The 13268-nt window shown below is 68.8% G+C and carries 15 protein-coding genes and 1 riboswitch; of the genes, 6 read left to right on the top strand and 9 right to left on the bottom strand.

Features of this window, described 5'->3' with window-relative positions; genetic code table 11:
- Positions 1–28: 28 nt before the first annotated feature.
- The 5 genes from tsaE to ACV4UZ_RS19345 form a co-directional block, all read right to left on the bottom strand.
- Positions 29–514, bottom strand: a complete 486-nt coding sequence (gene tsaE / locus ACV4UZ_RS19365; RefSeq protein WP_491602410.1) for a tRNA (adenosine(37)-N6)-threonylcarbamoyltransferase complex ATPase subunit type 1 TsaE — start codon at positions 512–514, stop codon at positions 29–31.
- Positions 511–1455 (bottom strand): tyrosine recombinase XerC, encoded by a 945-nt coding sequence (locus ACV4UZ_RS19360; RefSeq protein WP_491602409.1) that lies wholly within the window; start codon positions 1453–1455, stop codon positions 511–513. Before ACV4UZ_RS19360 ends, tsaE begins: the two co-directional genes overlap by 4 nt.
- The gene (locus ACV4UZ_RS19355; RefSeq protein WP_491602408.1) at positions 1455–1859 is read right to left on the bottom strand and encodes a type II toxin-antitoxin system VapC family toxin; all 405 of its coding nucleotides are present in this window, start codon (positions 1857–1859) and stop codon (positions 1455–1457) included. The genes ACV4UZ_RS19360 and ACV4UZ_RS19355 overlap by 1 nt, the downstream gene beginning before the upstream one ends.
- Positions 1856–2086, bottom strand: a complete 231-nt coding sequence (locus ACV4UZ_RS19350) for a FitA-like ribbon-helix-helix domain-containing protein (protein ID WP_491602407.1) — start codon at positions 2084–2086, stop codon at positions 1856–1858. The genes ACV4UZ_RS19355 and ACV4UZ_RS19350 overlap by 4 nt, the downstream gene beginning before the upstream one ends.
- 64 nt (positions 2087–2150) lie before the next feature.
- The gene (locus tag ACV4UZ_RS19345; protein ID WP_491602406.1) at positions 2151–2864 is read right to left on the bottom strand and encodes a DUF484 family protein; all 714 of its coding nucleotides are present in this window, start codon (positions 2862–2864) and stop codon (positions 2151–2153) included.
- Positions 2865–2905: 41 nt separating this feature from the next.
- Here ACV4UZ_RS19345 and ACV4UZ_RS19340 point away from each other — a divergent pair, with 41 nt between their 5' ends.
- From ACV4UZ_RS19340 to recQ, 3 genes are all read left to right on the top strand, one after another.
- Positions 2906–5107: a primosomal protein N' gene (locus ACV4UZ_RS19340; RefSeq protein WP_491602405.1), complete on the top strand. Its 2202-nt coding sequence runs from the start codon at positions 2906–2908 to the stop codon at positions 5105–5107.
- A gap of 50 nt (positions 5108–5157) precedes the next feature.
- Complete coding sequence (locus ACV4UZ_RS19335) at positions 5158–5391, top strand: type II toxin-antitoxin system ParD family antitoxin (protein WP_491602404.1); 234 nt, start codon at positions 5158–5160, stop codon at positions 5389–5391.
- Between the two features lie 228 nt (positions 5392–5619).
- Entirely contained in the window at positions 5620–7446 is a 1827-nt protein-coding gene (gene recQ, locus ACV4UZ_RS19330) for a DNA helicase RecQ (RefSeq protein WP_491602403.1), read from the top strand.
- Positions 7447–7479: 33 nt separating this feature from the next.
- Here the strand turns inward: recQ and fabI are convergent, their stop codons facing one another.
- Entirely contained in the window at positions 7480–8283 is an 804-nt protein-coding gene (gene fabI / locus ACV4UZ_RS19325) for an enoyl-ACP reductase FabI (RefSeq protein ID WP_491602402.1), read from the bottom strand.
- Positions 8284–8455: 172 nt separating this feature from the next.
- Positions 8456–8534, top strand: a riboswitch (SAM riboswitch).
- 51 nt (positions 8535–8585) lie between these two features.
- On the opposite strand from fabI, the gene metZ reads away from it, so the two are divergent.
- The 3 genes from metZ to folE all read left to right on the top strand — a co-directional run bounded on the left by metZ (position 8586) and on the right by folE (position 11001).
- A complete protein-coding gene (gene metZ / locus ACV4UZ_RS19320; RefSeq protein WP_491602401.1) occupies positions 8586–9797 on the top strand; it encodes an O-succinylhomoserine sulfhydrylase in 1212 nt (403 codons plus the stop codon).
- A gap of 83 nt (positions 9798–9880) precedes the next feature.
- Positions 9881–10273: a Co2+/Mg2+ efflux protein ApaG gene (gene apaG, locus ACV4UZ_RS19315; RefSeq protein WP_491602400.1), complete on the top strand. Its 393-nt coding sequence runs from the start codon at positions 9881–9883 to the stop codon at positions 10271–10273.
- Between the two features lie 107 nt (positions 10274–10380).
- Positions 10381–11001 carry a GTP cyclohydrolase I FolE gene (gene folE, locus ACV4UZ_RS19310; protein ID WP_491602444.1) on the top strand — a complete coding sequence of 207 codons (621 nt, stop codon included), beginning with the start codon at positions 10381–10383 and terminating at the stop codon, positions 10999–11001.
- 15 nt (positions 11002–11016) lie between these two features.
- On the opposite strand, the gene ACV4UZ_RS19305 is transcribed toward folE, so the two are convergent.
- The 3 genes from ACV4UZ_RS19305 to ACV4UZ_RS19295 are packed head-to-tail and all read right to left on the bottom strand — an operon-like array spanning position 11017 to position 13256.
- The gene (locus ACV4UZ_RS19305; RefSeq protein WP_491602399.1) at positions 11017–11607 is read right to left on the bottom strand and encodes a hypothetical protein; all 591 of its coding nucleotides are present in this window, start codon (positions 11605–11607) and stop codon (positions 11017–11019) included.
- A 5-nt stretch (positions 11608–11612) separates the two neighbouring features.
- Complete coding sequence (locus ACV4UZ_RS19300) at positions 11613–12227, bottom strand: hypothetical protein (protein ID WP_491602398.1); 615 nt, start codon at positions 12225–12227, stop codon at positions 11613–11615.
- Between the two features lie 57 nt (positions 12228–12284).
- Entirely contained in the window at positions 12285–13256 is a 972-nt protein-coding gene (locus ACV4UZ_RS19295; RefSeq protein WP_491602397.1) for an alpha/beta hydrolase, read from the bottom strand.
- Positions 13257–13268 lie beyond the last annotated feature (12 nt).

The following is a 13268-nucleotide window of genomic DNA, read 5'->3' as shown; positions in this document are numbered from 1 at the left end:
CGGAGGGTGAAAGATGCTTCGCTCACGCTCAGCATGACAAGTCGCACTCATGCAGGAAATCTCCAAGGCGCTCGGCCCAGGGGCCATAGGCGGTCAGGGTGGCGTGGCGGCCCAGCCCGGCCTCGCCCTGTTGCAGCAAAACGTCCAGGCGCTTGCGCGGCAGATGCGGCCCCAGCCGGTCCGGCCATTCGATCAGGCTGATACCCTCGGCGAAGGCCTCCTCCATGTCCAGTTCCAGGGCGTCGTCGGGCTTCTCCAGGCGGTAGAGGTCGAAATGCCAGACCAGCCCCGCCTCGGACTCGTATTGCTGCACCAGGGTGAAGGTGGGGCTGGGCACCTCCTCCTCCTCGTCGGTCAGCGCCCGGATCAGGGCGCGGGCCAGCGTGCTCTTGCCGGTGCCCAGCGTTCCCTCCAGCGCGATGACGTCGCCGGGCCGCACCAGGGCGGCCAGCCGGCGGCCGAGTTCCATGGTGTCGGCCTCGGTGGGCAGGTCGAAGGAGATGACCAGACTCATGCCTTGGCCCTCGGATGGGCGTCGCGATAGACGCGGGTGAGACGGGCGGCGTCCACCTCGGTGTAGCGCTGGGTGGTGGACAGCGAGGAATGCCCCAGCAATTCCTGGATGGTCCGCAGGTCGCCGCCGCCGGCCAGAAGGTGGGTGGCGAAGGAATGCCTGAGCGCGTGCGGCGTGGCGGTGTCGGGCAGCCCCATCAACAGGCGCAACCGCCGCATCTGCCGCTGCACCACGCCGGGATTGAGCGGTCCGCCCCTGGCCCCCAGGAACAGCGGCATGTCGGGATCGGCGGGATAGGGCAGGCGCTTCAGGTAATCGGCGATGGCGTCCCTGACCACCGGCAGGATGGGGACCACCCGCTGCTTGTTGCCCTTGCCGGTGATGACCATGGTGTCGCCCCGGGGCAGGTCGCGCCGCGTCAGCGACAGGGCCTCGCCCAGGCGCAGCCCGGCACCGTAGAGCAGGGTGAACAGCGCCACGTCGCGGGCCGCCAGCCACGGCTCGTCATGCAGTTCGCCGGCGCTGGCCAGTGCCTCCAGCGCCTCGTCGGGGGCGAGCGGCTTGGGCACGGATTTGGGCGGACGCGGCGATTTCACCGCTGTAATGGCCGGGTTATGGACCAGCCCATGGCGGTCGAGGAACTTGAAGAAGCCGCGCAGGGTGCTCATCAACCGCGCCAGGGACGAACGCCCCAGCCCGTCATCGGTGCGCCGCGCCAGGAAGGCGCGGAAATCCCCCGCCCCCAGGCCGTTCAGGGCGGCCAGATCGGGCTCGGCCCCCAGATGCCCGGTCAGGAAGGACAGGAAGGCGGCGAGATCGCGGCCATAGCCGTCCAGGGTATGGCCCGACGCCCGCTTCTCCGCCCCCAGCCATTGCCGCCACGATTCCACCGCCCGGGCGAGATCGGCATGGGCCGCGAAATGGATGGGGGTGGGGGGCATCAGAGCAGCCTTACCCTGTCTTGCCAGGGCGTTCCCGCCACCTTGGCGGCCAGACGCCGGTCGGCCGTCACGACATGGCCTTCGACCTGCGCCGCCAACGCCAGATAGAAGCAGTCGTAAGCGGGATGCCCAAGACGGCAGGCCAAGCCATGGGCCTCGCCCGCCAGGGGGCCTAGAGGATAGGTCTGGTCGATAATCCGGCCCAATGCGGCCAGGGCGGCCTCGCCGGCCGCCTCGTCCAGATGCCCGGCGCTGGCGTAGCGCCACAGGGCGTTGGCGATTTCGGCCATGATGAGATCAGGGGCGACCAGCCGGTCCGAATCGATCAGGGCCTGGGCCCGGGGGGTTTCGTCGCAGTTGATGAGCCACTTCATGGCGACGCTGGCATCGATCACCAGCGTCATCGGCTATCCCTGTCTTCGCGAATCAGGTCGGTGCTGTCCGGGCAGCCCGCCGGCAGGGTGATGCGGACCTTTTCCAGCATCCGGCGCTTCTGATCGCGGCTGAGGGGGGCCGTCTGCCGCAAGGCGTCCCGCAGCTCTGCCTCCAATGATCTGCCGTTCAGTTCGGCCTTGGTGCGGAAGCTGTCGATGATGGCGTCGTCGAGATTGCGAATGACCACGGAGCCCATGGCGAACGACCTCCATTGATATCAAAAATGATATCACTCGAATCGAGGGCTTTCAAGGCCGCCCCTACCCCACGAATCTCCGCACCGATCCCTCGACCACGCGGGCCAGGAAGGTGATCAGCTCGGTGGCCTGGCCGGCGTGGAAGGTGCGGCCGTGGCGCGAGCCCAGCGCCATCGCTCCCTCGGGCGAGCGCCCGCCCGGCGACAGGCGGACCACGGCGGAGGATTGCACCAGACCGGCGCCGCCGGCGAACAGGGCCGGGTCGCCCGGCATCTCCTCGGTCAGCGCGCAGTCGCGGTCGGCCCCGCCCATGATCTGGGCGACGGTGCCGACCGGCAGGGTCAGGATGCCGGGCGCCATCAGTTCGGGCAGGGCTTCCCCGGCCTTTTCGAAGCACAGCGTCGCCACGTCCACGTCCAGAAGGGCCGGCAGGTCGTCGGACACCGCCTCGACCAGCTCGGCCATGGTCTCGGCGCCCAGGATGGACAGCACGGCACGGTGGGTGCGGGTCTGGATGGACATGTTGGAGCGCGACGTGTGGATCAGGTGCTCGGCGGCGCCCCTGACCCGCTCCACCTCGTCCCGCAGGCGCTCGATCATGAACACCTGCATGTCCAGCACGCCGTCGTCCTCGGCCCAGCGCGACGGCGGAGACAGCGACAAAAGCAGGTCGGGATGGCGGACCAGGAAGTCGGGGTGGGCCTGCAGATAGGCCATGACCTGCCGTTCGTCGGGCAGCGGCAGATGCAACACGGCGTCGTCGCGCTTTCGCGCCATGACCAATATCCCTTCCCTGGTTCTCCCTTGTTCCGTAGCTTATGCACGCCATGTCCGCCACTTCAACCCCCTCCCTGTTCAACCCAGGTCATCGCGTCGCCGTGATGCTGCCCCTGCCGCTGGGCGGAGCCTACGATTACGCCGTGGGCCACGAGCCCCTGCGGCCCGGCGATTTCGTCGAGGTCCCCCTGGCAAACCGGCTGGTGACCGGCGTGGTCTGGGGAGAGGGCGACGGCAAGGTGGAAATGGCGAAGCTGCGTCCGGTGGCGCGCCGCCTCGCCGCGCCACCCTTGCCCGAGGTGACGCGGCGCTTCGTCGATTGGGTGGCGGCCTATACAATGGCGCCGCCCGGCGCGGTGCTGAAGATGGCCATGAGCGTGCCCTCGGCCCTGGAGCCCGCGCCCCCCCATCTGGCCCTTCGCCTCGCCGCGATTCTTCCCCAGTTCAAGGAGACCCCCGCCCGGCGCAAGGTCATGGAGGCGGCGGGACGCTTGCCGCCGATGGCGGCGGCCGATCTGGCCCGCGAGGCCGGGGTGGGGCCGGCGGTGGTCAAGGGGCTGGCCGATTCCGGCGTGCTGGAAACCGTCGAACTGCCGCCGCCCCGCGCCTTCGCGCCTCCCGACCTCGCCCAGCAGCGCGCCGCGTTGTCCCCGGCCCAGCAGGAGGCGGCCGACACCCTGGTGGATGCCCTGGACGGCGGCTTCTCGGTGCTGCTGATCGACGGCGTCACCGGCTCGGGCAAGACCGAAGTGTATTTCGAGGCGGTGGCCGCCGCCTTGGCTGCCGGAAAACAGGTGCTGGTGCTGCTGCCCGAGATCGCCCTGTCCGCCCAATGGCTGGAGCGCTTTCGCAAACGCTTCGGGGTGAAGCCGGCCCTGTGGCATTCCGACCTGGGCGATTCCACCCGGCGCAAGACCTGGCGGGCGGTGGCCTCGGGCGAGGCCGCCATCGTGGTCGGCGCCCGTTCCGGCCTGTTCCTGCCGTTCAGGGACCTCGGCCTGATCGTGGTGGACGAGGAGCACGACCAGGCCTTCAAGCAGGAGGACCACGTCTGCTACCACGCCCGCGACATGGCGGTGGTCCGCGCCCGGCTGGGAAATTTTCCCGCCATCCTGGCCTCGGCCACGCCGTCGCTGGAAAGCCTGGCCAACGTCCAGGCCGGACGCTACCGCCTGGTCCATCTGCCCGACCGCCATGCCGGGGCGGTGATGCCCGACATCGTGCCGGTGGATCTGCGCCGCCATCCGCCGCCCCGGGGCCGCTGGCTGTCGCCCAAGCTGTTGGAGGCCCTGGAAGAGGTGCTGGCGGCGGGCGAGCAGGCCATGCTCTATCTCAACCGCCGGGGCTATGCGCCGCTGACGCTGTGCCGCAGTTGCGGCCACCGGCTGCAATGCCCCCACTGCACCGCCTGGCTGGTGGAGCATCGCTCCGCCGGCCGTCTCGTCTGCCACCATTGCGGCCACCACATCCGCCTCCCCGACAAATGCCCGGAATGCGAGGCCGAGGCCAATTTCGCCGCCTGCGGACCGGGGGTGGAGCGGGTGGCGGAGGAGGCCGCCCTGCTGTTCCCCGACGCACGCATCGCGGTGATGACGTCGGACACCTGCACCGGCCCCCACGCGGCGGCCGAGTTCGTGCGCCGGGTCTCCGACCACGAGATCGACCTGCTGGTGGGGACCCAGATCGTCGCCAAGGGCTACCACTTCCCCATGCTGACCCTGGTGGGGGTGGTGGATGCCGATCTCGGGCTGGAGGGCGGCGACCTTCGGGCGGGCGAGCGCACCCACCAATTGCTCTCCCAGGTGGCGGGGCGCGCCGGCCGCGCCGAGCGCCCCGGCCGGGTGCTGCTCCAGACCTACCAGCCCGACCATCCGGTGATGCGCGCGCTGCGCTCGGGCGAGCGCGACGCCTTCATCGCGCGGGAAGCCGAACTGCGCCGCGCCGCCGGCATGCCGCCCTATGGCCGCCTCGCCGCCCTGATCCTGTCGGGTCCCGATGCCGGCATCGTCGATTCCTACGCCCGCGCCCTGGCCAAGGCGGCGCCCCGGGCCGAGGGCGTGCAGGTGCTGGGCCCCGCGCCCGCCCCCATGGCCCTGCTGCGGGGGCGCCACCGCCGCCGCTTCCTGGTGCAGTCCGCCCGCACGGTGAACCTGCAGGCCCTGCTGCGCGACTGGCTTTCCCGCGCCCAGCCGCCAAAGAGCGTCCGCGTCCAGGTGGACGTCGATCCCTACAGCTTTTCTTGAGTGACAAGGTATGGCAAACTTTGCCATGTCTCAGCTCCAAGGAGTTCGTCATGGCGACCATGAACGTATCCCTGCCCGACCCCATGCGCGAATGGGTGGATTCCCAGGTCAAGGGCGGTGTCTACGCCAATGCCAGCGACTATATCCGTGACCTGATCCGCCACGACCAGCAGCGGCGCCAGGTTCTGGAGGCCGCCATCGCCGAGGGGCTGGATAGCGGCCGCAGCCCGCGCAAGGCCGAAGACATCATGGCCGAGGCAAAATCCCGCCTCGCACATGGCTGATTACGTCCTTTCCAACAAGGCCGCCGACGATCTTGGCCGTATCGACCAGGCTGCGGAAAACTCGCTTGCCACTCTAATTTGCCCGTCACCCCCGCGAAGGCGGGGGTCCATGTTGACGCAATTTGGCGGCGTCAACACAAGATGTAGTTGGCTGATGCATGGATTCCCGCCTTCGCGGGAATGACGACTTCTTGGGACGAGTTTTTCCGCACCCTGTTAAGGATTTTCATGCCCGCCCCCCTGCACGTCCTCAACCATGTCTTCGGTTTTCCCGCCTTTCGCGGCCAGCAGGCCGAGGTGATCGACCATGTGGTGGCGGGCGGCGACGCGCTGGTGCTGATGCCCACCGGGGCGGGCAAGTCGCTGTGCTATCAGGTGCCGGCGCTGTGCCGCGAGGGCGTGGCGGTGGTGGTCTCGCCGCTGATCGCCCTGATGCAGAATCAGGTGGAGGCGCTGAACCAGCTGGGCGTGCGCGCCGCCGCGCTCAATTCCGCCCGCAGCCTGGACGAGGTCCGGGTCATCGAGCGCCGCATGCAGGCGGGCGAGCTGGACCTGGTCTACGTCGCCCCCGAGCGCCTGGTGCTGCCCGGCTTCCTCTCCCTGCTGGAGGACTGCCGGATCGCCCTGTTCGCCATCGACGAGGCCCATTGCGTCTCGCAATGGGGGCACGATTTCCGCCCGGAATACCTGCAGCTGGCCCTGCTGCACGAGCGCTTCCCAAGGGTTCCCCGCATCGCGCTGACCGCCACCGCCGACGGCCCCACCCGCAGGGACATCGCCGAGCGCCTCAACCTCCAGGACGGACGGCATTTCGTCGCCGGCTTCGACCGTCCCAACATCCGCTACCGCATCGCCGCCAAGAACAATGCCCGCGAGCAGCTGCTGCGCTTCATCGAGACCGAGCACGGCGGGCCGGGAGCGGAATCGGGCATCGTCTACTGCCTGTCGCGGGCCAAGGTGGAGGAGATCGCCTCCTGGCTGGCGGCCAAGGGCTATACCGCGCTGCCCTACCATGCCGGCCTCGACCAGTCGGTGCGCGCCGCCAACCAGGAGCGCTTCCTGCGCGAGGAAGGCATCGTCATGGTGGCGACCATCGCCTTCGGCATGGGCATCGACAAGCCGGACGTGCGCTTCGTCGCCCACCTGGATCTGCCCAAGAGCCTGGAGGCCTATTACCAGGAAACCGGCCGCGCCGGTCGCGACGGGCTGCCCGCCGACGCCTGGATGGCCTATGGCCTGGAGGACGTGGCCAAGCTGGGGCAGTTCATCGCCGCCAGCCAGGCCTCGGACGCCCAGAAGCGCATCGAGCGCCTCAAGCTCAACGCCCTGCTCGGCCTGTGCGAGACCACCCGCTGCCGCCGCCAGGTGCTGCTCGACTATTTCGGCGAGACCGAGCACCGGCCCTGCGGCAATTGCGACACCTGCCTGGAGCCGGTGGCCTCGTTCGACGGCACCGAGCTGGCCAGGAAGGCGCTCAGCTGCGTCTACCGCACCGGCGAGAGCTTCGGGGCCGGCCACGTCATCGACGTGCTGCTGGGCAAGGACAACGAGAAGATTCGCCGTTTCGGCCACGACCGGCTCAGCACCTTCGGCATCGGCACCGAACTGCCGGCCGAGCAGTGGCGCTCGGTGCTGCGGCAATTGGTGGCGGCCGGCATGCTCGCCATCGACACCGAGGGCCACGGCGCCTTCAAGCTGACCGAGGCCTGCCGGCCGGTGCTGCGCGGCGAGGTCCGCGTCGACCTCAGGCGCGACCCCCTGCCCGCCCGGGGCAAGGCCAAGACGTCAAGCGGACGGAAATCCGCCGCGCCGCTGACCGACCCGTCCGACGAGGCCCTGTTCCAGCATCTGCGGGCCGAGCGCCTGGCCCTGGCCAAGGCCCAGGGCGTGCCGCCCTACGTCATCTGGCACGATTCGACGCTGCTCGACATCGCGCGGCGCCGGCCGCGCCACATGGACGAGCTGGAGGGTATCGCCGGCCTGGGCGAGGCCAAGCGCGAGCGCTACGGCCGAATTCTGCTGGATTCCGTGGCGGCGTTCGAGGGGCGGGAATAAGGCCCGCCCCTCTTGGACGCCATCGCGGCGGCTCTACCCGACGATGTGGGCGCCACCGTCGATGTACAGGGTGGTGCCGGTCACCGACTTGGCCAGGTCGCTGACCAGATAGGCGGCGAACGAGCCGCAATCGTTGATGTCGGCCAGCTGGTGGGTCGGCGCCTTCTGGGCGGCGGCGTCCATCAGCTCGTCGAAGCGGTCGATGCCCGAGGCGGCGCGGGTCTTCAGCGGGCCGGGCGACAGGGCCAGGACGCGGATGCCCTTGGGGCCCAGCTCATGCGCCAGGTACTTGGTGGTGCTTTCCAGCGCCGCCTTGACCGGGCCCATGACGTTGTAATGCTCGACCACCTTGCGGCCGCCGTAGAACGACACGGTGATCAGCGAGCCGCCGTTCTTCATCAGCGGCTCGGCCAGCTTGGCGCAACGCACGAACGAGAAGCACGACACGTCCATGGCCAGGGCGAACCCCTCGCGCGAGCAATCGGTGACCCGGCCGTGCAGGTCGTCGCGGTTGGCGTAGGCGATGGAGTGGATGACGAAATCCAGGCGGCCCCACTTCTCCTCGATGGCCTTGAACACCGCCTCCAGCTGCCCGTCTTCCCGCACGTCGCAGGGCATGTAGATGGGGGCGTAGAGCTGCTCGGCCAGGGGACGGACGTACTTGTCGCTCTTCTCGTTGAGGTAGGTGATGGCCAGCTCGGCGCCATAGGCGTGGCAATGGCGGGCGCAGCCATAGGCGATGGACTGGTCGTTGGCGATGCCGATCACCAGTCCCTTCTTGCCGCGGAGGTCGAGAAGCTGCAGCGGCGCCGGGGCGCCATTGGCGGTTCCATTCATGTCAGGCCCATCTCCAAAGTATGTTGCTGCAGTGCAGCATAGACCTCTCCCGCCCGGGCCTCAAGCGGTATGACCAAATCAGGCCTGCATTTCGCACAACGGTAATATTCGGAAAACATTGAATGTTCGCCACCCCGCCAACGAGCTTGACGCTCGGCGGCGGCGGGCGCTATGTCTTTGACGTGGTGATTTGTCCGACCGGATTGCGGCCACGTAAAACATTCCGCTAAAGAGGTCCGAGTGCTCCGAATGTCGAGCCCCCGGCCCGCTCCATGGTCGGGGCTTTTGTTTTCGGAGGTACCATGAGCAGCAACGAGTCCAAGCCGTCCCGCCCCTGGCGCCCCCGCACCAAGGCGGTGCGCGGCGGTCTTGCCCGCACCAATTTCAGCGAGACGGCCGAAGCCATGTTCATGACCTCGGGCTATGTCTACGGCAGCGCCGAGGAGGCCGAGGCCAGCTTCGACGGCACGCTGGACCGCATGGTCTATTCCCGCTTCAAGAACCCCACCGTGGCCATGTTCGAGCAGCGTCTGGCCGAGATGGAGGGCGCGCCCCAGGGCATGAATATCGCATGCCGCGCCACCGCCTCGGGCATGGCCGCCGTGCATGCCGCCCTGCTCTGCCAGCTGCGGGCCGGCGACCGGGTGGTGGCGTCCAAGGCGCTGTTCGGCTCGTGCCACTGGATCATCAACGAATTGCTGCCGCGCTACGGAATCGAGCGGGTGTTCGTGGACGGCACCGATCTCGCGGCCTGGGAAGCGGCGCTCGCCAAGCCCACCGCCTGCGTCTTCCTCGAGACCCCCTCCAATCCCACGCTGGAGATCATCGATCTGGCCGCCGTGTGCGATCTCGCCCACAAGGCCGGGGCCAAGGTGGTGGTGGACAACGTCTTCGCCACCCCCATCCTGCAGAGCCCCTTCGAACTGGGCGCCGACATCGTCGCCTATTCCGCCACCAAGCACATGGACGGCCAGGGGCGCTGTCTGGGCGGCGCGGTGCTGGGCTCCGTCGAGTTCTGCAACGACGTGCTCGGCCCCTTCCTGCGCAACACCGGGCCAGCGCTGTCGCCGTTCAACGCCTGGGTGCTGCTGAAGGGCCTGGAGACCCTGGACCTGCGCATGGAGCGCCACTGCGCCAACGCGCTGAAGGTCGCCCGCTTCCTGGAAACCCGCCCGGAAGTGGCCCGGGTGATCTATCCCGGCCTGGAAAGCCACCCGCAGCACGACCTCGCCGGGCGCCAGATGAAGGGCTGGGGCTCCATCGTCGCCATCGAGCTGAAGGGCGGAAAATCTTCGGCCTACAAGCTGCTGAACGGCGTGGAACTGATCGACATCTCCAACAACCTGGGCGATGCCAAGAGCCTGATGACCCATCCCTGGACCACCACCCACCAGCGCCTCGCACCCGAGGACAAGCTGGCCATGGGCATTTCCGAAGGCCTGGTGCGCCTGTCGGTGGGGCTGGAGGACGGCGACGATCTGGTCGAGGATCTGGGCCGGGCGCTGGAACGCTAGAATTCCTCGATTCTGTTCGGTGGACAAAGACCGGCACCCGCCTGATATGATGGGTGCCGGTATTGTTCCGGACGAGGATTCCCATGTACAGCCAGACCACCCGGGACATCGAGGTGACCGTCAAGCCGTTCTACCTGGACGACCAGTCCTCGCCCGGCGACAACCACTTCGTCTGGGCCTACCGCGTGCGCATCGTCAACAAGGGCAAGAGCACCGTCCAGCTGATGCGCCGTCACTGGGTGATCACCGACGCCATCGGGCGGGTGCAGGAGGTCAAGGGCCCCGGTGTGGTGGGCGAGCAGCCGGTGCTGCGCCCCGGCGACGCCTACGAGTACACCTCGGGCACGCCCCTGCCCACGCCGTCCGGCATCATGGTCGGCACCTACGAGATGGAGGACGAGGACGGCTCGGCCTTCGACATCGCCATCCCCGCCTTCTCGCTGGACAGCCCGCACGAGAAGCCCCGACTGAATTAGTCGGACTTGTAAAACCAGGGGGGCGCCGCCACATGCCGGATCGTGACCAACGCCAAAGGAATGCCGCCGTGAGCAACGACGCCACCACCCTCTCCCTCCCCAAGGAACTGCTTCCCGCCACCGGTTCCGGCCTGAACCGGCCGACGCGGGAGGAGGCCGAGGACGCGGTCCGCACCCTGCTGCGCTGGGCCGGCGACGATCCCGACCGCGAAGGCCTGGTGGGCACCCCCGACCGGGTGGTGCGCGCCTACGAGGAGTTCTTCTCCGGCTACGACCAGGACCCCACCGAGATCCTGCACCGCACCTTCGAGGAGACCGACGGCTACGACGAGATGGTGCTGCTGCGCGACATCCGCCTGGAATCCCATTGCGAGCACCACGTGGTGCCGATCATCGGCAAGGCGCACGTGGCCTACCTGCCCAACCGCCGGGTGGTGGGCATCTCCAAGCTGGCCCGCGTGGTGGAGATCTATTCGCGGCGCTTGCAGATCCAGGAAAAACTCACCGCCCAGATCGCCAACACCATCAACGACGTGCTGCAGCCCAAGGGCGTGGCGGTGGTGATCGAGGCGGCGCATCAGTGCATGACCACGCGCGGCATCCACAAGCCCGGCGTCACCATGGTCACCAGCCGCATGCTGGGCGCCTTCCGCGACGATCCGGCCACCCGCCGCGAATTCATGGCGCTGATCCACAACCAGCATTCGGGCGGGTTGTCCAACGTTTAGGGGGGGGCGAGCCCCTTACTTCTTGGTCTTGCCCCGGGGCATGCGCGATTCCATCAGGGCATGCAGCTTGGTGTCGAACAGCCAGAGCATGACGCCCTCGCCGTCCTCCTTCATCTGGCCCTCGTTGGTGCCGTTCAGCCAGCGGACGAAATAGGGCACCTTCTGCACCGGCGCCCCCCAGCGCTCGGTCAGGAAGGCCAGGGTGGCGGGAAAGGCGTTGGGTTCCTGGCGGCCGACGATCTGGAAGATGCGCTGGCTGCCCGCCTCGTCCTCGATGGTCAGGAACCACAGCTCGGTGGGGATGCCGCCCACCAGGGCCGGGCGCGGGCTCCAGTTGTTCCTGCCGTCGTCCTGGAACAGGGCGCAGCGGTCCACCTTGGCGGTGACCATGGCGCCCACCATCATCAGCGGCGTCTTCTCGACCCCCGGCGGCTTCTCGGCGTCCCAGCCGCACACCATCTTGGTGTTGGCGGGCAAGGCGGAAAAGCGCAGCTGGTTGGCGCGCATGCCCAACTGGGCCGGCCCCAGGTCCAGGGGACGGGTGGTGTCGGCGGCCAGAGCGGGCAAGGCGGACAGCAGCAGGCAGACAACGACGGCAAGACGCATGGGGCTTACTCGCGGATGGCGGTTCCGGGGGATCTCATCAATTTGCGCAGGCGGACGTCACCCACCGCCACGGCGAATTCGTCGGGATATTTCTCATCGACGAACATCAGGGTCTCGTGCTGCTCGTCCTGCCAGCCGAGGAAGCGGTGCCCCCGGGTCGAGGGCTCGCCCAGCATGGCGCCCAGCAGCCCCGCCGCCTTGTCCCATTCGGAATTGCGGCCCCACAGGCTGAACTGGGCCAGGCGGTAGCGCCCCTGGGCCCCCTGCTCGACGAAGATCAGCCACAGCCGCGCCGCGCCCAGAGCGGTGGGTACCCCAGCGATGGACCAGGTGTCGGTTCCGTCGTCGGCGAACACGGCGCAGCGCCGGACATGGTCCGCCCCGCGCGAGCGCTGGGTCTTCATCAGGCCGGGATTGGCCAGCCTGGGCTTGTCGGTGTCGGACTCGCAGACGATGCGCCGGCCGGGCTCCAGCTTCATGGCCCGCACGTCCTCGAACAGGGCGCCGGGTTGCGGCAGGCCCTCGCCCAGGGCGCGGACCACCTTCTGGTCGGCCAGGGCGGGACCAGAAGCCGCGATCACCGCCACCAGCAGTGTCCAGAACCGCGATCGAACCCTCATCAATGTTCACCAGATCATTTCGCGACTGCGAAGTATGGCATGGGGAACGGCACTCCGTCACCGGGTCTCCGACGCAAGGGTCGCAAGCTTTTCTGACGCGGCCCTGTCGCCGCCCGACGGAAGCGGCGCGGACGCGTCGGCGATCCAGGCGGCGATGTCGTCGATCACCACCTGGGCCTGGAGGTCGCGCAGCAGCATGTGCCAGCCGTTGGCGTAAAGCGCCGCCCGCTGGCCGCCGCCCAGGCGGGGCAGGGCCGCCACCGCCGCCCAGGTGGGCCCGGGCGGGATGATCTCGTCACGCGCGCCGTACAGCAGGAGGGCGGGCAGATCGAGAAGCGGGGCGTCGGCCTGGGCGGCGTCCATCAGGTCCACCAGCCCGTGAATGGCGTCGACCCGGGTCTCCTTGATGACCAGGGGGTCCCGGGACAGGGCGCGCAGCATCTCGATGTTGTCCGACGGCTGGATCTTCAGACCCCGTCCGGTCAGCGTCCAGCCGGGAGCAATCTGATAGGCCAGCCACAGGGCTGCCCGCTGGTACCAGGGCATGCTGGCCCGCCCCCATACCGCCGGCGCCGACAGGATCACGCCGCTGACCTCGGGCATGGGAGCGTGGACGGCGGCCTCGATGGCCACCGCGCCGCCCATGCTCTCGCCCAGCAGATAGAGCGGCGCTCCCGGATGGCGGGCGGCCAGCAGACGGGCGGCGGTCCGCAAATCGGCGGCCATGGCCGCGGTGGACGACCACCAGCCGGGATGGGGACCGGCGCCGAAGCCCCGCTGGTCGTAGGCGTAGACGGCGATGCCCTTGGCGGCCAGCGCCTTGCCCGGGCCAAGGAAGGCGTTGGAATAGTCGTTCATGCCATGGATTGCGACCACCACCGCCCGGGGCTCGGCCGCCGGCAACCACGAGCGCAGCGGCAGCCGCGCCCCGTCGGCGGCGATGATGGCATCGGCCTCCAGGGCGGCGGACCGAATATCCGGGCCGGCGGGATGGGTAGCGGCGGCGCAGGCGGAGAGCAGCAGACCCATCAGCAGCCCTCC

Source organism: Paramagnetospirillum sp. (assembly GCF_058402745.1).
The sequence above is the reverse complement of the archived record's forward strand: the minus strand, read 5'-3'. Positions and strand labels throughout refer to the sequence as shown.